Annotated in this window: 17 protein-coding genes and 1 tRNA gene; 15 read left to right on the top strand and 3 right to left on the bottom strand. The window is 58.5% G+C overall.

Annotated elements, in window-relative coordinates:
- Positions 1 to 60: 60 nt before the first annotated feature.
- Both folK and folB read right to left on the bottom strand, forming a co-directional pair.
- Positions 61 to 576: a 2-amino-4-hydroxy-6-hydroxymethyldihydropteridine diphosphokinase gene (gene folK, locus KBP52_RS21290; protein WP_212620917.1), complete on the bottom strand. Its 516-nt coding sequence runs from the start codon at positions 574 to 576 to the stop codon at positions 61 to 63.
- Positions 567 to 923 carry a dihydroneopterin aldolase gene (gene folB / locus KBP52_RS21285; RefSeq protein ID WP_038363315.1) on the bottom strand — a complete coding sequence of 119 codons (357 nt, stop codon included), beginning with the start codon at positions 921 to 923 and terminating at the stop codon, positions 567 to 569. Before folB ends, folK begins: the two co-directional genes overlap by 10 nt.
- 74 nt (positions 924 to 997) lie before the next feature.
- Between folB and plsY the strand changes: the two genes are divergently transcribed.
- Positions 998 to 1,567 (top strand): glycerol-3-phosphate 1-O-acyltransferase PlsY, encoded by a 570-nt coding sequence (plsY, locus tag KBP52_RS21280; protein WP_038363312.1) that lies wholly within the window; start codon positions 998 to 1,000, stop codon positions 1,565 to 1,567.
- A 23-nt stretch (positions 1,568 to 1,590) separates the two neighbouring features.
- On the opposite strand, the gene tsaD is transcribed toward plsY, so the two are convergent.
- The gene (gene tsaD, locus KBP52_RS21275) at positions 1,591 to 2,616 is read right to left on the bottom strand and encodes a tRNA (adenosine(37)-N6)-threonylcarbamoyltransferase complex transferase subunit TsaD (RefSeq protein WP_007910097.1); all 1,026 of its coding nucleotides are present in this window, start codon (positions 2,614 to 2,616) and stop codon (positions 1,591 to 1,593) included.
- A 199-nt stretch (positions 2,617 to 2,815) separates the two neighbouring features.
- Here tsaD and rpsU point away from each other — a divergent pair, with 199 nt between their 5' ends.
- From rpsU to pqqB, 14 genes are all read left to right on the top strand, one after another.
- Positions 2,816 to 3,031, top strand: a complete 216-nt coding sequence (rpsU, locus tag KBP52_RS21270) for a 30S ribosomal protein S21 (protein WP_002551877.1) — start codon at positions 2,816 to 2,818, stop codon at positions 3,029 to 3,031.
- A gap of 486 nt (positions 3,032 to 3,517) precedes the next feature.
- Entirely contained in the window at positions 3,518 to 5,482 is a 1,965-nt protein-coding gene (gene dnaG / locus KBP52_RS21265; protein ID WP_077574774.1) for a DNA primase, read from the top strand.
- A gap of 67 nt (positions 5,483 to 5,549) precedes the next feature.
- The gene (rpoD, locus tag KBP52_RS21260; RefSeq protein WP_077574775.1) at positions 5,550 to 7,394 is read left to right on the top strand and encodes an RNA polymerase sigma factor RpoD; all 1,845 of its coding nucleotides are present in this window, start codon (positions 5,550 to 5,552) and stop codon (positions 7,392 to 7,394) included.
- Between the two features lie 126 nt (positions 7,395 to 7,520).
- A complete protein-coding gene (locus tag KBP52_RS21255; RefSeq protein WP_137217365.1) occupies positions 7,521 to 11,267 on the top strand; it encodes an EAL domain-containing protein in 3,747 nt (1,248 codons plus the stop codon).
- Positions 11,268 to 11,282: 15 nt separating this feature from the next.
- Positions 11,283 to 11,359: transfer RNA gene (locus KBP52_RS21250), tRNA-Ile, on the top strand.
- 367 nt (positions 11,360 to 11,726) lie between these two features.
- On the top strand, positions 11,727 to 12,035 hold the full coding sequence (locus tag KBP52_RS21245; RefSeq protein ID WP_212620916.1) for a DUF3077 domain-containing protein: 309 nt from the start codon (positions 11,727 to 11,729) through the stop codon (positions 12,033 to 12,035).
- A 156-nt stretch (positions 12,036 to 12,191) separates the two neighbouring features.
- Entirely contained in the window at positions 12,192 to 12,935 is a 744-nt protein-coding gene (locus KBP52_RS21240; RefSeq protein WP_212620915.1) for a HipA family kinase, read from the top strand.
- On the top strand, positions 12,932 to 13,741 hold the full coding sequence (locus tag KBP52_RS21235; protein WP_212620914.1) for a DUF3037 domain-containing protein: 810 nt from the start codon (positions 12,932 to 12,934) through the stop codon (positions 13,739 to 13,741). Before KBP52_RS21240 ends, KBP52_RS21235 begins: the two co-directional genes overlap by 4 nt.
- A gap of 145 nt (positions 13,742 to 13,886) precedes the next feature.
- A complete protein-coding gene (locus KBP52_RS21230) occupies positions 13,887 to 14,348 on the top strand; it encodes an Lrp/AsnC family transcriptional regulator (RefSeq protein ID WP_095122592.1) in 462 nt (153 codons plus the stop codon).
- Between the two features lie 223 nt (positions 14,349 to 14,571).
- Positions 14,572 to 16,254, top strand: coding sequence for an NAD(P)/FAD-dependent oxidoreductase (locus tag KBP52_RS21225; protein WP_212620913.1), 1,683 nt, complete (start codon positions 14,572 to 14,574; stop codon positions 16,252 to 16,254).
- Between the two features lie 12 nt (positions 16,255 to 16,266).
- Complete coding sequence (locus KBP52_RS21220) at positions 16,267 to 17,061, top strand: carbon-nitrogen hydrolase family protein (RefSeq protein ID WP_212620912.1); 795 nt, start codon at positions 16,267 to 16,269, stop codon at positions 17,059 to 17,061.
- A gap of 38 nt (positions 17,062 to 17,099) precedes the next feature.
- On the top strand, positions 17,100 to 19,499 hold the full coding sequence (gene pqqF / locus KBP52_RS21215) for a pyrroloquinoline quinone biosynthesis protein PqqF (protein ID WP_212620911.1): 2,400 nt from the start codon (positions 17,100 to 17,102) through the stop codon (positions 19,497 to 19,499).
- Between the two features lie 171 nt (positions 19,500 to 19,670).
- Complete coding sequence (gene pqqA / locus KBP52_RS21210) at positions 19,671 to 19,745, top strand: pyrroloquinoline quinone precursor peptide PqqA (protein WP_003422658.1); 75 nt, start codon at positions 19,671 to 19,673, stop codon at positions 19,743 to 19,745.
- Between the two features lie 81 nt (positions 19,746 to 19,826).
- Positions 19,827 to 20,738: a pyrroloquinoline quinone biosynthesis protein PqqB gene (gene pqqB / locus KBP52_RS21205; protein WP_077574781.1), complete on the top strand. Its 912-nt coding sequence runs from the start codon at positions 19,827 to 19,829 to the stop codon at positions 20,736 to 20,738.
- Positions 20,739 to 20,792: the final 54 nt, after the last annotated feature.

The raw sequence follows: 20,792 nt of genomic DNA, 5'->3' as shown, positions 1-20,792 counted from the left end.
CATTTTGGAATGCATTTCCCTGTGGGAGCGAGCCTGCTCGCGAAGACGTCAGTCGATTCATCACAAATCTGAGGGCGTAAGCTGCTGCCCGCGCCACTCAAACCCAACCGGCGCCAGCACCTGATCAATCTGCGCCTCTGCCCACAACGTCGCGAAGCTTTTTCCCGCACCCGGATGCACGCGATCCGGCGCAATCAGCGACAACGGCCAAAGCACAAAAGCATTTTTCAGAATCTCGGCACGCGGCAAAACCAGCCCGTCGAAATTCCCCGCCAGCTCGCCATACAGCAGCACGTCGATATCCAGCGGCAAGCCTTTGCGATCAGGCGCGTAGCGACCGTTATCCGCCTCGATGAATTTCAAGCGTCGATCCAGTTCCATCAACGGTAGATCGGTAAACGCCGACACCACAAAGTTGAAGAACGGCCCGCTCTTGATCCCCACAGGTGCGCTCTCGAACACCGCCGAACAGCGGATATCCACCAGAAATGTCGCCAAAGCGTCGAGTCCGGCACGCAAATGGGTTTCGCGCTCGATATTGCTACCGAGCCCGAGATAGACCTGAGTCAGCGACATCCGCGCTCGATCTCCACACCCACGCCGCCCTTGGCAGCCGGAACGGCGCCAGGCTTGGTCAGCTTCAGACGCACCCACGTGATGCTGAATTCGCTCATCAGCACTTCGACCAGACGCTCGGCAAAGGTCTCGACCAACTGAAACTGCGCCTGCTCGGCAAAAGCCTGAATCCGCGTGGAAACGCTAGCGTAGTCGAGCGCCAGGGTCAGGTCGTCACCGGCGGCGGCCGGGCGATTGTCCCAGGCGAAGCTCAGATCAAGTCGCAAGCACTGTCGGATGCCGCGCTCCCAGTCGTAGGCACCAATGACGGTGTCGACTTCCAGGCCCTCGATAAACACTCTGTCCAAGCACTTCTCTCCGCTGCACGACAAGGGCGCAATGCGCCGTTAGAATCAGGGCGTCCTCGCCCGGAATAGTTAGCATGTTTTGGTTACTGGCGACTTTCGCCTACCTGCTCGGCTCGCTGTCCTTCGCCATTTTGCTCAGCCGCCTGACCGGTAACCCGGATCCGCGAATGAGTGGCTCGGGCAATGCCGGTGCCACCAACATGCTGCGCCTGGCCGGTCGCAAACTGGCGATCCTGACCCTGCTGGGTGATCTGTGCAAAGGCCTGGTGCCGGTGCTGATCGCCTCGGCTGTCGGCCTTTCGTTGCAGGATCAGGCGTGGATCGGCGTGTGCGCCGTGATCGGTCACCTGTTCCCGCTGTATTTCCGCTTCCGTGGTGGCAAAGGTGTCGCCACCGCTGCCGGGATGCTGCTAGGCCTGTATCCGCCCGCTGCGCTGTTGGCCGTGTGCGCCTGGCTGCTGACGTTCTACCTGACCCGCACCAGCTCGCTGGCCGCGCTGATTGCCACGCCGCTGACCTTGCCATTGCTGGCCTGGCAGGAACCGGAAGCACTGTTGCCGATGAGCGCGCTGACCTTACTGATCGTCTGGCGCCATCGCGGCAATCTACGCGACCTGTTTGCCGGGCGCGAACGGCATTTTTAAATAGCGCCCATGAGCGCCTCTCATCACAACGGCGACAATTGCTCCATTGGCCAGCGCGCCTGCACGCTGATTGCCAGACTTTCCTGCTGACCGGCCTGCAAGCGCTGGCAACCGGCAAACGCGATCATCGCGCCATTGTCGGTGCAGAACTCGGGACGGGCGTAAAACACATCGCCCTTCATGTCGCCGAGCATTTTCTCCAGCGAGACGCGCAAGGCCTTGTTGGCACTGACGCCGCCAGCGATCACCAGACGCTTCATGCCCGCCTGTTTCAGGGCACGCTTGCACTTGATGGTCAAAGTCTCCACCACGGCCTGCTGGAACGCCAGCGCGATGTCGCAACGGGCTTGCTCGTTGTCGTCCCCGGCGCTGACGCACTGCTGCCAGGCGTTGAGCGCAGAGGTTTTCAGACCACTGAAGCTGAATTGCAGACCCGGGCGATCGCACATCGGACGCGGGAAGGTAAAACGTCCTGCGACGCCCTTCTCGGCCAGTTTGGCGATTTCCGGGCCACCCGGGTAATTGAGGCCCATCATCTTCGCGGTCTTGTCGAAGGCTTCGCCGGCGGCGTCGTCGAGCGTCTCGCCGAGCAGGCTGTATTGGCCGATGCCATCCACCTGAACCAGCTGCGTATGGCCGCCGGACACCAACAAAGCGACGAACGGGAATTCCGGTGGTTTCGGCTCCAGCATCGGCGCCAGCAAATGCCCCTCCATGTGATGCACGCCGAGCGCCGGAATGCCCCAGGCAAACGCCAGCGCCTGAGCGCAGGAAGCACCGACCAGCAGCGCGCCAACCAGCCCAGGACCCGCGGTATAGGCGATCGCATCGATCTCGGTCGGTACGCAGTCGGCCTCGGCCAACACCTGACGAATCAAGGGCAGCATGCGTTTGACGTGGTCACGCGAGGCCAGCTCCGGCACCACACCGCCATAAGCGCGGTGCAGGTCGATCTGGCTGAACAGCGCGTCGGCCAGCAGGCCCCGTTCACTGTCATATAATGCGACGCCGGTTTCGTCGCAGGAGGTTTCTAATCCCAGTACTAGCATGGGTTTGCGCCTTGTTTAGGCTGAATTCGAAGGCGCGCATAATAGTCGCCGCGTGATGCCCCGACCAGCGGTTTTCGATCAGAGGCTTTGCATTCCGAGCGATGAGGGGTTAACATCCGCAACCCTTAAAAACCGACGTCTTCAAGTGCTCTTTTGCCGCGAGGATGTTGACCCCGGTAATGAATGAAGGTAGCTCTGGATGCCAGCCGTCAAAGTTAAAGAGAACGAACCCTTCGACGTAGCTCTGCGTCGTTTCAAGCGCTCCTGCGAAAAAGCCGGTGTACTGGCTGAAGTTCGTAGCCGCGAATTTTACGAGAAGCCAACTTCTGAGCGTAAGCGCAAAGCAGCAGCCGCTGTTAAGCGTCACGCCAAGAAAGTTCAGCGCGAACAGCGCCGCGCCGTTCGTCTGTACTAATACACAGACGTTCGTTGCAAGCTTCTTTGCCTAAGCCCGGCTCTCAGCCGGGCTAATGGCATTTGCGTAAAACGCTTGATGCTTCAACGTCGAAGCCGCAGACGCGACCAAGACGAATCTGCTTTACACGTCAGACCTGGCTCTTTTGCCAGCGGTGCACGTCTTTTCTGACGAGCCTTTCAAGGCTACTGACGAGCACACCCACTGATTCCTCTTACGACGATCAGCCCAAGGCACCTGCATGCGTGCCCGCTTTATTGAGCTATCCGAGGTCCTTAACCGGCCGTCAGCGGATTCAGCGCAACACTTTCAAATAGTCGAAGACTGATGAGTACTAACGTCAGGGGATTTTCGGCAGATACACTTCCCGACAGCGATTACGCAGACGACACCGGTCGAGCCGCATATTTTGCGCGCTTCAAACAATGACCCGCGTCCGCCAGCCTTACGCATCGGACTTATTACAGCGCAGACGACGAGTACGCCATGGCCGGGCTGATTCCCCAGAGCTTCATTGACGACCTGCTGAACCGCACCGACATCGTCGATGTGGTCAGTTCGCGCGTGCAATTGAAGAAGGCCGGCAAGAACTACACCGCCTGTTGCCCGTTTCACAAAGAGAAAACCCCGTCTTTCAGCGTCAGCCCCGACAAGCAGTTTTATTACTGCTTCGGCTGCGGCGCCGGCGGCAATGCCCTCGGCTTTCTCATGGATCACGACAACCTGGATTTCCCCCAGGCCGTCGAGGATCTGGCGAAAGCTGCCGGTATGGAAATCCCTCGCGAAGAAAGCGGCCGACCGCACAAGCCGCGCCAACCGACCGATTCGCCGCTGTATCCGCTACTCACCGCTGCTGCCGACTTTTACCGGCAGGCGCTCAAGAGTCATCCATCGCGCAAAGCTGCAGTGGATTACCTCAAGGGCCGCGGCCTGACTGGCGAGATCGCCCGGGATTTCGGGCTCGGCTTCGCGCCACCCGGCTGGGACAACCTGTTCAAACACTTGAGCAGCGACACGCTGCAGCAGAAGGCCATGATCGACGCCGGCCTGCTGATCGAGAACGCCGAAACCGGCAAACGCTATGACCGCTTCCGCGATCGCGTGATGTTCCCGATCCGCGACACCCGTGGGCGCATCATCGCCTTCGGCGGCCGCGTACTCGGCGACGACAAGCCCAAGTACCTGAACTCACCGGAAACCCCGGTATTCCATAAAGGCCAGGAACTCTACGGCCTTTATGAAGCACGCAAGAACAACCGCAACCTCGACGAAATCATTGTCGTTGAGGGTTACATGGACGTCATCGCCCTAGCCCAACAAGGCCTGAAGAATGCCGTCGCGACGCTGGGTACAGCGACCAGCGAAGAACATTTGAAACGTCTGTTCCGCGTGGTACCGAACGTTTTGTTCTGCTTCGACGGCGACCAGGCTGGTCGCAATGCTGCGTGGCGTGCCCTTGAAGCAACGCTTTCAAGCCTGCAGGACGGGCGTCGTGCACGCTTCCTGTTTCTACCCGAAGGTGAAGACCCGGACACCCTGGTACGCGCTGAAGGCACTGACGCCTTCAAGGCACGAATCAATCAGCACGCTCAGCCGCTGGCGGACTATTTCTTCCAGCAACTGACCGAAGAAGCCGATCCGCGCTCGCTCGAAGGCAAGGCGCACATGGCCACCCTCGCTGCGCCACTGATCGACAAGGTGCCGGGCGCCAACCTGCGGATTCTGATGCGTCAACGCCTGACCGAAATTACTGGTCTGAGCAGTGAAACCGTCAGCCAGCTTGCACAAAGTGCGCCGCAGGAAGCACCGCCCGCCTACGATCCGGGCATCGATTACGACGCGATGCCGGACTACAGCGACTACCATCAGCCGCAGGCACAGGACATGTATGTGCCGCAGCAGGAGTGGACGCCAAAGAAACCCGGCGCTGGCGGCAAAAAATGGGACAAGAAACCCTGGGACAAGAATGGCAAACGTGGCGGTGATCGCGAACAACAGCGCCCGCGCACGCCGATCGGTGTCGAATCGCCTACCCTGACTGCCCTGCGCACCCTGCTCCACCACCCGCAACTGGCCGAGCGCGTCGAAGATGCCGGGCACATTGCGGACGAGAATCAGACCAACGCCCAGTTACTTGTGGCGCTGCTCGAAGCCGTACAGAAGAATCCCAAGCTAAACTCATTTCAGTTGATCGCGCGATGGCACGGCACTGAACAGGGTCGTTTGCTCAAGGCGCTGGCAGAAAAGGAGTGGCTGATTGACGGAGATAACCTTGAACAACAGTTTTTCGACACCATTACTAGCTTGTCAGCCCGCCAACGCGAGCGAAATCTGGAACAGTTGCTCAGGAAAGCGCGTCAAAGCGAACTGAGTATCGAAGAGAAAAATCAACTGCGCGACCTATTAAGTCGCAATGTTTCCGCATCAAACCCGACCTCAACTGGCGCGTGAGGTCATAGCTCAGGTATAATCCTCGGCTTGTTTTTTGCCCGCCAAGACCTTCAGTGGATAGGGTGTTATGTCCGGAAAAGCGCAACAGCAGTCTCGTATTATTGAGTTGATCAAACTGGGTCGTGAGCAGAAGTATCTGACTTACGCCGAGGTCAACGACCACCTGCCCGAGGATATTTCAGATCCTGAGCAGGTGGAAGACATCATCCGCATGATTAACGACATGGGGATCCCCGTACACGAGAGTGCTCCGGATGCGGACGCCCTTATGTTGGCCGACGCCGATACCGACGAGGCCGCTGCGGAAGAAGCAGCCGCTGCGTTGGCAGCGGTGGAGACCGATATCGGTCGCACCACTGACCCAGTGCGCATGTACATGCGTGAAATGGGTACGGTCGAGCTTCTGACTCGTGAAGGCGAAATCGAAATCGCCAAGCGTATCGAAGAGGGCATCCGTGAAGTGATGAGCGCAATCGCGCACTTCCCTGGCACGGTTGACCACATTCTCTCCGAGTACACTCGCGTCACCACCGAAGGTGGTCGCCTGTCCGACGTTCTGAGCGGTTATATCGACCCGGACGACGGCATTGCGCCGCCTGCCGAGGTGCCGCCGCCTGTCGAAGCGAAAGTGGCGAAAGCCGACGACGAAACCGACGACGATGAAGCCGAATCTTCCGATGACGAAGAAGAAGCCGAAAGCGGTCCGGATCCGGTCATCGCTGCCCAGCGCTTTGGCGCCGTGGCTGACCAGATGGAAATCACCCGCAAGGCTCTGAAAAAGCACGGTCGCAACAACAAGGCAGCGATTGCCGAGTTGCTCGCACTGGCCGAGCTGTTCATGCCGATCAAACTGGTACCGAAGCAATTCGAAGGCCTGGTCGAGCGTGTTCGCGGTGCCCTGGATCGTCTGCGTCAGCAAGAGCGCGCGATCATGCAACTGTGCGTACGTGATGCACGTATGCCACGCGCCGATTTCCTGCGTCAGTTCCCGAGCAACGAAGTCGACGAAAGCTGGTCCGACGCCCTGGCCAAAGGCAAGAGCAAGTACGCCGAAGCCATTGGTCGCGTACAGCCGGACATCATTCGTTGCCAGCAGAAACTGATCGCGCTGGAAACCGAGACCGGTCTGACCATCGCAGAAATCAAGGACATCAACCGTCGCATGTCGATCGGTGAGGCCAAGGCCCGCCGCGCGAAGAAAGAGATGGTTGAAGCCAACTTGCGTCTGGTGATCTCGATCGCCAAGAAGTACACCAACCGCGGCCTGCAATTCCTCGATCTGATCCAGGAAGGCAACATCGGCCTGATGAAAGCGGTGGACAAGTTCGAATACCGTCGTGGTTACAAGTTCTCGACTTATGCCACCTGGTGGATCCGTCAGGCGATCACTCGCTCGATCGCCGACCAGGCCCGCACCATCCGTATTCCGGTGCACATGATCGAGACGATCAACAAGCTCAACCGTATTTCCCGGCAGATGTTGCAGGAAATGGGTCGCGAACCGACCCCGGAAGAGCTGGGCGAACGCATGGAAATGCCTGAGGACAAGATCCGCAAGGTATTGAAGATCGCTAAAGAGCCGATCTCCATGGAAACCCCGATCGGTGATGACGAAGACTCCCATCTGGGTGACTTCATCGAAGACTCGACCATGCAGTCGCCAATCGATGTCGCCACTGTTGAGAGCCTGAAAGAAGCGACTCGCGAAGTACTGTCCGGCCTCACTGCCCGTGAAGCCAAGGTACTGCGCATGCGTTTCGGCATCGACATGAACACCGACCACACACTCGAAGAAGTGGGCAAACAGTTTGACGTAACGCGTGAGCGGATCCGTCAGATCGAAGCCAAGGCGCTGCGCAAGCTGCGCCACCCGACGCGAAGCGAGCATCTGCGCTCCTTCCTCGACGAGTGATACCAGAACCCCCGGCCCAGGCCGGGGGTTTTGTTTATATGGCAGATTAAATCCTTCGCAACGCCCCTCCCCCGCATACCCCGTCTACACTCGAAACAATCATCCCCGAGCCATAACGAGAGCGTTATGCCCAGATTGGCGTCCGTGCTTTTTTTGCTGTCACTGATGATCTGGACCGCAACGGCTGACGCGCTGACTCTGACCGATGAAGAACGTAGCTGGCTGGCGGCTCACCCGGACTTGCGCCTGGGTGTCGATGCGTCGTGGCCGCCCTTTGAATTTCGCGACGATCAGAACCGCTACCAGGGCCTGGCGGCGGACTATATCGACGTGATTCGCCAACGCCTGGCGATCAAGTTGACGCCGATCGAGCCCGTGAGCTGGACGGTGGTACTGGAACAGGTCAAATCGGGCAAGATCGACCTTCTGCCCGGCATCATGTCCACCCCTGAACGCCAGACCTACCTGTCGTTCACTCGCCCCTATCTTGATTTCCCGATCGTGATCCTCGCGCACATCGGCGGCGCGCAACCGCGCAAACTCGACGACCTGTACGGTTTGAAAATCGCCGTGGTGGAAAACTATGCGCCCCACGAACTGCTGCGCACCCACCACCCCGATCTGAATCTGGTCGCCATGCCCAATGTCAGTTCGGCGCTGCAGGCGTTGGCGACCGACGAAGTGGACGCTGTGGTCGGCGACCTCGCTTCGAGTGTCTGGAGCCTGCGCCAGCTCAAGCTCGACGGCCTGTACGTCAGCGGCGAAACCCCCTATCGCTACCAACTGGCAATGGCCGTGCCCCGCGACAACAAAGTACTGGTGGGAATTCTCGACAAAGTGCTCGCGGACATGAGCCCTGATGAAATCAGCAGCATTCAGGAGCACTGGGTCGGCAACGTCCTTGATCATCGGACATTCTGGTCGGATCTGTTGATCTACGGTTTGCCGGGGCTGTTGCTGTTGGTGACGATTCTTGCCGTGGTAATCCGCATCAACCGCCGCCTGAGTTCGGAAATCGCCCGACGCATCGACCTCGAACAGGAACTGCGCAGCAGCGAATATCACTATCGCGGCCTGGTCGAGAGCCTGTCGGCCATCGCCTGGGAAGCGCGGATAAGCGACTTCACCTACAGCTATGTCTCGCCCCACGCCGAAGACCTGCTCGGCTACCCACAATCCCATTGGCTGATCCCCGGCTTCTGGCACAACATCATTCACCCGGCAGATTTGACCCGTACGCAAAGCTACTGCAAGGAAGCCCTGCGCGAAGGCCGTGATCACATCGTCGACTATCGAGTGATCACCGCCGATGGTCGCTGCTTGTGGGTGCGCGACATCGTCAGCCTGATCGAACATGGTCATGAGCCGGTAATGCGCGGCCTGATGATCGACATCAGCGAAATCAAGCGCACTGAAGAGGCGTTGCAGCTCTCGGAGCAAAAGTTCGCCTCGGTCTTCCAGCAATGCCCGGACATTCTGGTGATTGCACGGCTGTCCGACGGTTGCCTGCTGGAGGTCAACGAAGCGTTTGAAGAACAGATCGGGCTGAAAGCCGAGGAAGTCCTTGGGCAGACGGCGACCGAGCTGAATATCTGGGGCATTCCCGGCGTCGGTCCGGGGCTGCTGCAACGTTTGCAGGCGGGCAGCATTCGCAACCTGGAGATGCCCTTTCGCCGCAACAACGGCCAACTGTTCACTGGCCTGATTTCCGCCGAGCCGTTCGATCTGGACACCACGCCAGCCTTGGTGGTCGTTGTACGTGACATCACCCAGCTCAAGGAAACCCAGCAGCAGCTGCAAACCTCCGAAGAGAAATTCGCCAAAGCCTTCCATGCCTCGCCGGATGGTTTGTTGTTGTCACGCCAGAGCGATGGCCTGCTATTGGAGGTCAACGAGGGTTTCAGCCGCATCACCGGTTTCAATAGCGCCATGTCGGTGGATCGTTCGGCGCTGGATCTAGGGATCTGGGTCAACCTCAACGAGCGCAAACAGATGCTCGATCTGTTGCATCGCGACGGCTTCGTTCGTGACTTCACCTGCCATATCCGCCGCAGTGACGGGCAGATTCGCCTCTGTGAAGTCTCCAGCCGTCCGCTGCCGATCGGTGAAGAAGACTGCATGCTGACCATCGCCCGCGACATCACCGAGCGTCATCTGATGCAGGAAAAACTGCAACAGGCCGCCACCGTATTCGAAAGTACTGCCGAAGGCGTGCTGATTACCGACACCCAACAGCACATCAGTGCGGTCAACCGCGCCTTCACCGAGATTACCGGTTACAGCGAAAGCGAAGCGCTCGGGCATACGCCGCGCCTGCTAGCCTCCGGCCTGCACGACAGCGCCTTTTACGCGGCAATGTGGCACCAGTTGACCGACGAAGGTCACTGGCAGGGCGAGATCTCCAACCGGCGCAAGAACGGCGAGTTGTACCCGAGCTGGCTGACCATCAGTGCCGTACGCAATCGCGACAAGTTCATTACCCACTTTGTCGCGGTGTTTGCCGACATCTCCAGCCTCAAGCATGCGCAAGCCAAACTCGACTATCAGGCGCACCACGACCCGCTCACTGGCCTGCCGAACCGCACGCTGTTCGAAAACCGCTTGCTGATGGCACTGAACAGTCAGCAGGAAAACGGCGGTCAAGGCGCCGTGCTGTTTCTCGATCTCGACCGTTTCAAACACATCAACGACAGCCTCGGTCACCCGGTCGGCGACCTGCTGCTCAAGGGCATCGCCGTGCGCCTGAAAGAGCAACTGCGCGACATCGATACCGTGGCGCGTCTGGGTGGTGACGAATTCATCATCCTGCTGCCCGGCCTGCAACAGGCCAGCGACGCCGACAACATCGCCACCAAACTGCTCAATTGTTTCGGTGCGCCGTTTCAGGCCGGCGAACATGAGTTCTTCATCAGCGCCAGTATTGGCACCAGCCTCTACCCACGGGACGGTTGTGACGTCGCCACCTTGGTGAAAAACGCCGACGCGGCCATGTACCGCTCCAAGGCCAAGGGCCGCAACCGCGTCGAGAGCTACACCCGCGACCTCACTGCCCAGGCCAGCGAGCGCATCGCGCTGGAGCACGAACTGCGCCGGGCCATCGAGCGCGATGAACTGTTTCTCTACTACCAGCCGAAAATCAGTCTGGAGGATCACAGCCTGGTCGGTGCCGAAGCGCTGATCCGCTGGCGCCATCCGACCTTCGGCGACGTGCCGCCTGAGCATTTCATTCCGCTCGCGGAAGAGAACGGCATGATCCTGCAGATCGGTGACTGGGTGCTGGAGACCGCGTGCCGGCAGATGTTCGAATGGAATCAGGTCTACGACAGCCTCGGCCCACTGTCGGTGAACCTCGCCGGCGCGCAACTGCGTCAGCCAAATCTACTCGGACGCATCGAACAACTGCTCAACGACAACGGCCTGCAGCCGGATTTACTGCAACTGGAAATTACCGAGAACTTCATCATGAGTCAGGCCGAAGAGGCGCTGGCCGTGTTGCACCAGCTCAAACACCTCGGCGTACAACTGGCGATCGATGATTTTGGTACCGGATATTCTTCGCTCAGTTACCTCAAACGGCTGCCACTGGATATCCTCAAGATCGACCAGTCATTCGTTCGCGGACTGCCCGACGATCCCCATGACGCGGCCATTGTCCGGGCCATTATCGCGCTGGGCCGGAGCATGCAATTCACGGTCATCGCCGAAGGTGTGGAAACCCAGGCGCAACAACAATTTCTCGCCGCCGAAGGCTGCGAACAGATCCAGGGCTACATCGTCAGCCTGCCGCTGCCACCGGAAGAATTCGCAGCAACGTTTCTTCGTGTAACCGTATCGGATTATTCGGATAGCACAGCCGAGAAACCGTCGCTATAATCCGCGACCTACTGAGGGCCTATAGCTCAGTTGGTTAGAGCAGAGGACTCATAATCCTTTGGTCCACGGTTCAAGTCCGTGTGGGCCCACCAAATTGAAAGCCGCGCTAAATGCGCGGCTTTTTCTTGGGTGATGGTTTGGTCTTTGCGAGTGCAATATTCGGAAGACTTCCCCGAGGACTGTAGGCAACTTCCGAAGCTATCGTTTGAGGCAGTTTGGCGCCTGTTGGTCTTTTCTTTGGCGGGATACTCTCAATACGTCGCTGCTCATCAGCGGCCGGGCTTGGAAACCCGTCGAAATCAGTAACCAGCAACAGCGCTTGCACTTGAGTCATGGCGGCTGTGCGTGGGACGTCTTCGGACGTGCCGGTTCCTGGTTTCCGGTTTTCCAACCTGCGCATAGCTGCCACCCATTCGATTGGAAACGAGAGTGGTAGCTCCTCACACCAGGAGTAAGACCATGACCGAATCAACTAAACCCCACCCTTCTGACCTGAAAACAATCGGCCTCACCCCCTTCATCTACTGCTCCAACCAACCCCTCTTCCATGTCAGCGCCGGCATCCCGATTGGCGATGCCCTGTCTCAAGCTTCGGACCTGCTGTTTCTGGTCAAAGCCTTCGCTGAAGACGCCGCCTACGACAAAAAAAACGACCGTCATGCCTGGGGCGCTTATTTCCTCGCGGCGATGAGCAAAGCGGTGATTGATGATGTGATGAAGGTCATCAACCATCAAAGCTTTACGACACGGAATCAAACGCAGGTTTAGCGCTACTTTCCTCGACACGCGCCCCGTTGAATCGGGGCGCCGATGCCACTACAACCTGATATCCAATGATATGTAGCCTGGAAATGATTACGAGGCATGGTGCATCGAGAAGTAGACCAGTATTGTCTGCCAAGCAGATTTATAAGGGAGCCATGAATGGCCGTCAGTAACTACATAGAAGCGGTGGAGATCATTCGTCGACTGGAAGGAGGGATCACACGCCCATTCCTGTGTCGTGCAAACAATGACAAGCACTATGTGGTCAAAGGCTTGGAACTACCGCCCGCCGAACGCATTGCCGAACTACTCTGCGCCCGTTTGGCTGCTCAGTTCGGCCTACCGATCCCCGAGCACGGCTGTATCTATGTCGATCCAGCCTTGTTGCGTTATAACCCGGAAGCTCGCAGTGATCTCGGACCAGGGGACAGCTACGCCCTTGCCTACGTCGCCGATGCTGCTGACCTGCTGTATTCACAAGCACTACAGGTTCCGAGCAGCCTTCAAAAAGCCGTCTTCGTTTTTGATTACTGGGTCGGTAACAGTGACCGCCAGTTGGGACCATTTGGTGGGCGTCCAAATCTGCTGATGTGCAGTACCAACAACCAGCTACAACTGATCGATCACAATCAGGCATTCAAATGGCCACTGGACGCTAAAAAGTTCGCTGAGAGCCATGTATTTGGTCCCGAGAATCGAGCATGGCAATTGGATCTGGTCGACAAAGTTGAATACGGTCAGCGTATGCATGACACTGCTGGACGGTTTAGTGACCTATGCTCAGACATTCCTGCCGAGTGGCGTGACTCCATCAGCGCAGCCGGACTTGAAAGGTTACTTGAGGAAATACTTAGCAACCTGATGCTTTGCCAATCGGACGAATTCTGGAGCGTCCTGAAATGAAATACACCTGTCTTTACAGCATCGTGCGCTTCGCGCCATTTGCGGAAACCGAAGAGTTTGCCAATGTCGGCATTGTTCTTTCGGCTCCCGCAATTGGCCGTATGGAGTACAGGCTCGCTCGTAAAAACCTGAAACGGGTCAATCATTTCTTTGAGTGCAGCAACCTTTTCGCTAAGGCTATGGAAATAGCCCAAACCGAATTGGACAGCATTCGCCTCATGACATCCGGCGCTCAAGAGTCGCAGATCGTTAACCACTTTCGATTCATGACAGAGCCGAAGGAATCGATGATCCGCTTCAGCCCCATGCGCTCGATTCTTGTGGAAAATCTCGACGACACCCTCACCACGCTGTTCAACCGCTACATTGATCGCCAAGGCATCGGCCGCGATCGTCGCGAGGAGGTGATGGTCAGAGAGATCCGGGAGATGTTTTCGCAGGCATCAATTCGTAGTTTCCGGGATGACACGCTGACCGGCGACCTGACCAAACTGCATCTTCCCTTGGTACATCGCAACAAGGTCGTGGCTGCTATCAAGCCTTTGGCTTTTGATCAATCAGAGCCCAGCGCAATACTCGATCACTGCGACCAGTGGCTGATGAAGTTCGTGCGAGCAGAGCAGGAAGGCATTATTCAGCTGAAAAATGTGCTTATTCCCGTCAGTACACCTGCAGAGACTGAGTCATCTCGCCATCGCAAAGCTATCGAGATTGCCAAGCAAAGCATTGAGGCACGCGGCCTACAATTGGTGGACTTTCAGGCCATACAGAAAATTGCCGACTTCGCACAGCGCTACGCTCAATAGTCGTTTTACTCTATATAAGAGCCGCGCGATTGCGCGGCTCTTTCGTTCTGCGTTCAACCGACATTACGAAAACCCACTTTCATATCGAATAGGTTGACGCTGTAACATGCTCCCCCAAAGATCTGCGCCCCATGGAGCCGCCCCCTTGCCCGACACCCGCCCGCCCGTGCTTGATGAAATCGACCGTCAACTAATCGCCGCCCTGCAGATCAACGCCCGTGAGAGCGTGGCCATGCTCGCCCGGCAATTGGGCATTGCGCGCACCACCGTGACGTCGCGTCTGGCGCGGCTGGAAAAGGCCAAAGTGATCACCGGCTATGGCGTACGCCTCGGCCAGCGAGTGGTCGACGGCGGCTTGCAAGCGTATGTCGGGATCAAGGTACAGCCACGCTCTGGCAAAGAGGTGCTACGCCGGTTGAGTGCAATGGCGCAGGTGCAGCAGTTGTGTGCGGTGAGTGGGGAGTTTGACTATGTCGCTTGGTTGCGTACGGATTCGCCGGAGCAACTGGATCAGTTGCTGGATCAGATTGGCGGGGTGGATGGGGTGGAGAAGACGACCACGTCGATTATTTTGAGTAGCAAGATTGATCGAGGGCAGCCGGTTTAAGGTTTTGATCGGGCTTCTCGGGCGAGTTTCAGGGCCTCTTCGCGAGCAGGCTCGCTCCCACATTCTGATCGGTGTGTAGTATCCGTTCGTCATATTGATCGCTAATTTGGCAAAACGACGACACTTTGCGTCTTATTAACGTGTTCTACGCTCCCTAGAATGGCTGGCATCTTTTCCTATACTCAGACGCGCATCCCGCGTCGGGTCGCCAGCAAGGTCAGCCATGAACAAGAACAATCGCCATCCTGCAGACGGTAAGAAACCAATCACCATTTTCGGTCCGGACTTTCCGTTTGCGTTCGACGACTGGATCGAACACCCGGCCGGACTCGGCAGCATTCCTGAGCACAATCATGGCGCTGAAGTGGCGATTGTCGGCGCGGGCATCGCTGGTCTGGTGGCGGCTTACGAGTTAATGAAACTCGGCCTGAAGCCTGTGGTTTATGAGGCATCGAAACTCGGTGGGCGTCTGCGTTCGCAGGCCTTCAACGGCACTGACGGCATCGTCGCTGAACTCGGTGGCATGCGTTTCCCGGTGTCTTCCACCGCGTTTTATCACTACGTCGACAAGCTTGGCCTTGAGACCAAACCTTTCCCGAACCCGCTGACGCCGGCCTCCGGCAGCACCGTGATCGACCTGGAAGGCAAAACCCATTACGCACAGAAACTGGCGGATCTTCCTGCGCTGTTTCAGGAAGTGGCTGACGCCTGGGCGGATGCACTGGAGGCCGGCTCGCAGTTCGCCGATATCCAGCAAGCCATTCGCGACCGCGATGTGCCGCGCCTGAAAGAGCTGTGGAACACGCTTGTGCCGTTGTGGGACGACCGCACCTTCTACGACTTCGTCGCCACCTCCGAAGCCTTCGCCAAACTGTCGTTCCATCACCGCGAAGTGTTCGGTCAGGTCGGTTTCGGCACCGGCGGCTGGGACTCGGATTTCCCTAACTCGATGCTGGAAATCTTTCGCGTGGTGATGACCAACTGCGACGATCACCAACACCTGGTGGTCGGCGGCGTCGAGCAAGTGCCGCAGGGCATCTGGCGGCATGTGCCGGAGCGCTGCGTGCACTGGCCCGAAGGCACCAGCCTGAAATCCCTGCACCGTGGCGCGCCGCGTTCCGGCGTGAAGAAAATCGCCCATGCACCAGATGGCCGTTTCGCCGTCACCGACAATAACGGCGATACCCGCGAATACGCCGCCGTGCTGACCACTTGCCAGAGCTGGCTGCTGACCACCCAGATCGAATGCGACGAAAGCCTGTTCTCGCAGAAAATGTGGATGGCCCTCGACCGCACGCGCTACATGCAGTCGTCGAAGACTTTCGTGATGGTCGACCGGCCGTTCTGGAAGGACAAGGACCCGGAAACCGGTCGCGACCTGATGAGCATGACCCTCACCGATCGCCTGACCCGGGGCACCTATCTGTTCGACAACGGCGACGACAAGCCGGGGGTGATCTGCCTGTCGTACTCGTGGATGAGTGACGCGCTGAAGATGCTCCCGCATCCGGTGGAAAAACGCGTTGAGCTGGCGTTGAACGCGTTGAAAAAGATCTATCCGAAAGTCGACATCGCCGCGCGTATCATCGGCGACCCGATCACCGTGTCGTGGGAAGCCGACCCGTACTTCCTCGGCGCCTTCAAAGGTGCTCTGCCCGGCCACTATCGCTACAACCAGCGCATGTACGCGCACTTCATGCAGGATGAGATGCCGGCCGAGCAGCGCGGAATTTTCATCGCCGGCGACGACGTTTCGTGGACTCCAGCATGGGTCGAAGGCGCCGTGCAGACGTCGCTCAACGCGGTGTGGGGGATCATGAAGCATTTCGGCGGTTCGACACATAAAGCGAACCCGGGCCCGGGTGATGTGTTCAAAGACATCGGCCCTATCGCCCTGCCCGAGTAAGAGGAATTCCTGATGCGTGTAGCCCTTTACCAATGTCCACCGCTGCCCCTGGACCCCGCCGCCAACCTGCAACGCCTGCATCAACTGGCGATGGAGGCCAAGGGTGCTGACCTTCTGGTGCTGCCGGAGATGTTCATGACCGGCTACAACATTGGCGCCGAAGCGGTCAGCACATTGGCCGAGGTCTACAACGGTGAATGGGCGCAGCAGATCGGGCGAATCGCCAAAGCCGCAGGTTTGGCGATTGCTTACGGCTATCCGGAGCGCACCGCCGACGGGCAGATCTACAACGCCGTGCAGTTGATCGATTCGCACGGCGAGCGCCTGTGCAATTACCGCAAGACGCATCTGTTTGGTGATCTTGACCGGTCGATGTTCAGCCCGGGCGATGATGATTTCCCCATCGTCGAACTCAACGGCTGGAAAATCGGCTTCCTGATCTGCTACGACCTCGAGTTTCCGGAAAACACCCGCCGTCTGGCACTCGCCGGCGCCGAGCTGATTCTGGTGCCGACGGCGAACATGATTCCGTTCGATTTCGTCGCCGATGTCACCGTGCGTTCCCGTGCTTTCGAAAACCAGTGCTACGTGGCCTACGCCAACTATTGCGGTAACGAAGGCGAGATCCACTACTGCGGGCAAAGCAGCCTCGCCGCACCGGATGGCAGCCGCATCGCTCAGGCCGGACTCGACGAAGCATTGATCATCGGAGAACTGGATCGGCAGTTAATGATCGATTCGCGCGCGGCCAATCGTTACCTCAGCGACCGCCGCCCGGAGCTTTACGGCGCGCTGAACCAGCGCTAATCCGCTAGCATTGGCACTTCACTGTTCTGGAAGTGCCCATGCCTGCGCCGACTCACCCCCGCCCCCACTCTGAAACCCTGGCCAATGGCTTGCGCGTGACCCTGCGTCATGTGCCTGACCTGAAGCGCTGCGCGGCTGCTTTGCGCGTGGCCGCCGGTAGCCATGACGTGCCGCTGGCGTGGCCGGGGCTGGCGCATTTTCTGGAACATTTGCTGTTTCTCGGCACCGAGCGTTTTCCGGCGGACGAAGGGCTGATGGCTTACGTGCAAGGTCACGGTGGCCAGGTGAATGCCAGCACCCGCGAACGCACCACTGATTTTTTCTTTGAGTTGCCGACACAAGCGTTCAGCGCTGGGCTGGAGCGCTTGTCAGACATGCTCGCCAAGCCGCGTATGAATCCGGACGATCAGCTGCGTGAACGCGAAGTGTTGCAGGCGGAATTTATCGCTTGGTCGCAGGATCCTGCGGCTCAGCAGCAGTTTGCGTTGTATGAAGGTTTACCGGCAGAGCATCCGTTGCGCGGGTTTCACGCGGGGAATCGGGACAGTCTCAGAGTGGAGGATCCGACGTTTCAGCAGGGGTTGAACGATTTCCACCAACAGTTTTATCAGACCGGGCAAATGACCTTGAGTCTGGCGGGGCCGCAAAGTCTTGAAGAACTAAAAGCGCTGGCTGAGCATTTCGCGTCTATGTTGCCGGTTGGGGATAAAGTTGCGCAGGTCATGCCCCTGCCGCTGGCGGTGAAAAGTTATCAACAGGTCGGCAAACAGCGCGGCAACCTGATGTTTGCGTTCGATGCCTTGCCTGAGTCTTCTGTCGAGGCTTTGGCGTTTCTTTGCCATTGGATGAACAGCGCCAAACCCGGCGGGTTACTGGCGCATTTGCAGCAGCAGAATCTGGCTGATGGTTTAAAAGCTGCGCCGGTCTATCACTTTGACCGCCAAGCGTTGCTGCATCTGGAGTTCATCGCAGCTCCCGAATCGTTAAACGCCATTGGCGCGCAGGTGCTGGATTGGCTGAGTTTCTTTGCTCAACAAGATTGGGCGCCACTGCGCAAAGAATACGCAGTTATGCTTCAGCGCCAGCAGCAAGTCAGCGGCGCGCTGCAGTTGGCGCGACTCGACAGTGAACAGTTGGAAAATGGCCTGTCCGAGGCAGGCGTTAAGGCCCTTGTTCACATCCTCGGCAAAATCGGCACTGTGGATAACTTCAGCGCTCACTGGCACCTGCCTGCCGCCAACCCATTCCTGCGCGCCAGCGAACCCTTGGCCAACGCCGGACTGATTCGCGGCCAGACCAGCGCCCACCGGGGGCTGCGCACATTCGCTCAGGATCGCTCACGCGGTCGTCGTGAGCGTTCACCGATGCAATTCAGCCAGGCGCTGCCAGACACTGGCGATGAGGGTGCGATCTATCTGCGCTGGCAAGTAGAGGCTGCCGCCAGTGCTGATCTGCTCTCAAGGTTGCAGCGCAGTCTTCGGCAAACTCAGCAGGACGCGCGCCAAGCCGGGGTCGATTTGTGTTTCAGCGCCTCTGGCAATCAATGGCTGCTGAAGCTCACAGGCCTGACAGAACCAATGCCTAGCGTCCTTGAGCACGCGCTGAAATCTCTGACGCAAATTGACGCCGATTCGCCGCGCAATGAGCCGGAAGCGCCGTTGATCCCCATCCGCCAACTGCTCAAAGCGCTGCCGGAACATGTGTTGGAATCAGCCAAAACCGGCGACGACGCCAAACACCTGTGGACAACTTCACGCTGGGACGGCCTCGCTCTGGATCTTGACCAGCAGACGCAATCCGCCATGGGCCCGGCCCTGAGCCGTATTCCCGGGATCCCGGACAATCAGTTACCTGCGCCGACAGCCGTGGCTGCGCACAAACATTGGAGCCACATCGACACCGCGTCCAGCGAGCATGCCTTGCTGCTGTGCTGCCCGACTGCCAGCCGCGACATTGCCGTTGAAGCCGCATGGCGACTCCTCGCGCAGGTGTGCCAAACGCCGTTCTATCAGCGTCTGCGGGGCGAATTGCAATTGGGCTATGCGGTATTCAGCGCACTGCGCCAGACTCACGGCCAAACGGCCATGCTGTTCGGCGTGCAATCCCCGAACACCCAACCCGTGGAACTGCTTGACCACATTCAACAGTTTTTCGAAAGCCTGCCAAGGCTGGTCGAAAAGATGGATGAGTCGAGCTTCGAGCAACAGCGCCAGAGCCTCGCCGATCAATTCGACGACACCAATCTGTCCAGCAAAGACGCCGCCGAACTGCTCTGGCAGGCAAAGCTCGCGGGCCACTCGTCGGATTATCTTGAGCAGTTGACCGCCGCCATCCTTCAACTGGATCGCCAGTCATTGCTCGCAGCTGCTCAGCGTTTGATCAACGCAGACCACGGCTGGCTCTGCCTCGCCAGCGATCAAGCGCCCGCAACCCCATGACGAGCGACAAATTGATCATTACCGAGGCTGCAAGGAGCTTTCTCAAAGATTCACGGGCATTTGTCTGGAAATTTTGAGTAACATAGCAGCCTAACTATTTGGAACATCTTTGCGCTGCCGTGGACTATACCTATGGACAGCGCTATCCCACCCACCCTGAGGAGACACACCATGTCCTGGACAAAACCGGCTTACACCGACCTGCGTATCGGCTTCGAAGTCACCATGTACTTCGCCAGCCGCTGAGTTCTGCTTACGTAGAATTGCAGTGCAACGCCTCGGCTCGCCGGGGCGTTTTATTTTCCGCGTTGAAATGATGGAGTGTTCATGTTCGTCCAGATTCTGGGTTCGGCCGCTGGCGGCGGTTTTCCGCAGTGGAACTGCAACTGCGTCAACTGCGCAGGCTTTCGCGACGGCAGCCTGAATGCCAAGGCCCGCACCCAATCGTCCATCGCGATTTCCGATGACGGCGTGAACTGGGTGTTGTGCAACGCCTCGCCGGACATCCGCGCGCAGCTGCAAAGCTTCGCCCCGATGCAACCGGGCCGCGCTCTGCGTGACACCGGCATCAGCGCGATCATCCTGATGGACAGCCAGATCGACCACACCACCGGTCTGCTCAGCCTGCGCGAAGGCTGCCCGCATCAGGTCTGGTGCACGGACATGGTTCACGAAGACCTCAGCACCGGTTTTCCGCTGTTCAAGATGCTCACCCACTGGAACGGCGGGCTGGACTGGAATCGCATCGAACTCGACCAGAGCTTCACCGTGGCCGCGTGCCCGAACCTGCGTTTCACCCCGCTGCCATTGCGCAGCGCCGCGCCGCCGTACTCGCCGCATCGCTTTGATCCGCACCCGGGCGACAACATCGGCTTGATCGTTGAAGACCTGAACACCGGCGGCAAGCTGTTCTACGCGCCGGGGCTGGGCAAGGTCGATGCGCCGTTGCTGGAGATCATGGCGGGCAGCGATTGCCTGTTGGTCGACGGCACGATGTGGGATGACGATGAGATGCAGCGCCGTGGCGTTGGCACTCGCACCGGTCGCGAGATGGGCCATCTGGCACAGAACGGGCCTGGCGGCATGCTCGAAGTGCTGGAGCAGTTGCCTGAGCAGCGCAAAGTGCTTATCCACATCAACAACACCAACCCGATTCTCGACGAAGATTCGCCGGAGCGTGCCGAGTTGGCGCGGCGGGATGTTGAAGTGGCGTATGACGGCATGAGTATTGTGTTGTAAGCATTTGAGACCGCTGCGCGGTCTATCGCGAGCAGGCTCACTCCTACATTGGAA

This window comes from Pseudomonas sp. SCA2728.1_7 (assembly GCF_018138145.1).
Lineage (GTDB): Bacteria > Pseudomonadota > Gammaproteobacteria > Pseudomonadales > Pseudomonadaceae > Aquipseudomonas > Aquipseudomonas koreensis_A.
Note: the sequence above shows the minus strand (reverse complement) of the source record. Positions and strands in the feature narration are given on the sequence as shown.

Bases quoted from the DNA above. Each gene is read 5' to 3' on its own strand.
- dnaG (WP_077574774.1), top strand. From the start codon at position 3,518: ATGGCCGGGCTGATTCCCCAGAGCTTCATTGACGACCTGCTGAACCGC.
- rpsU (WP_002551877.1), top strand. From the start codon at position 2,816: ATGCCAGCCGTCAAAGTTAAAGAGAACGAACCCTTCGACGTAGCTCTG.
- KBP52_RS21255 (WP_137217365.1), top strand. From the start codon at position 7,521: ATGCCCAGATTGGCGTCCGTGCTTTTTTTGCTGTCACTGATGATCTGG.
- KBP52_RS21235 (WP_212620914.1), top strand. From the start codon at position 12,932: ATGAAATACACCTGTCTTTACAGCATCGTGCGCTTCGCGCCATTTGCG.
- plsY (WP_038363312.1), top strand. From the start codon at position 998: ATGTTTTGGTTACTGGCGACTTTCGCCTACCTGCTCGGCTCGCTGTCC.
- rpoD (WP_077574775.1), top strand. From the start codon at position 5,550: ATGTCCGGAAAAGCGCAACAGCAGTCTCGTATTATTGAGTTGATCAAA.
- pqqF (WP_212620911.1), top strand. From the start codon at position 17,100: ATGCCTGCGCCGACTCACCCCCGCCCCCACTCTGAAACCCTGGCCAAT.
- pqqB (WP_077574781.1), top strand. From the start codon at position 19,827: ATGTTCGTCCAGATTCTGGGTTCGGCCGCTGGCGGCGGTTTTCCGCAG.
- KBP52_RS21225 (WP_212620913.1), top strand. From the start codon at position 14,572: ATGAACAAGAACAATCGCCATCCTGCAGACGGTAAGAAACCAATCACC.
- KBP52_RS21240 (WP_212620915.1), top strand. From the start codon at position 12,192: ATGGCCGTCAGTAACTACATAGAAGCGGTGGAGATCATTCGTCGACTG.
- tsaD (WP_007910097.1), bottom strand. From the start codon at position 2,616: ATGCTAGTACTGGGATTAGAAACCTCCTGCGACGAAACCGGCGTCGCA.
- KBP52_RS21245 (WP_212620916.1), top strand. From the start codon at position 11,727: ATGACCGAATCAACTAAACCCCACCCTTCTGACCTGAAAACAATCGGC.
- KBP52_RS21220 (WP_212620912.1), top strand. From the start codon at position 16,267: ATGCGTGTAGCCCTTTACCAATGTCCACCGCTGCCCCTGGACCCCGCC.
- folK (WP_212620917.1), bottom strand. From the start codon at position 576: ATGTCGCTGACTCAGGTCTATCTCGGGCTCGGTAGCAATATCGAGCGC.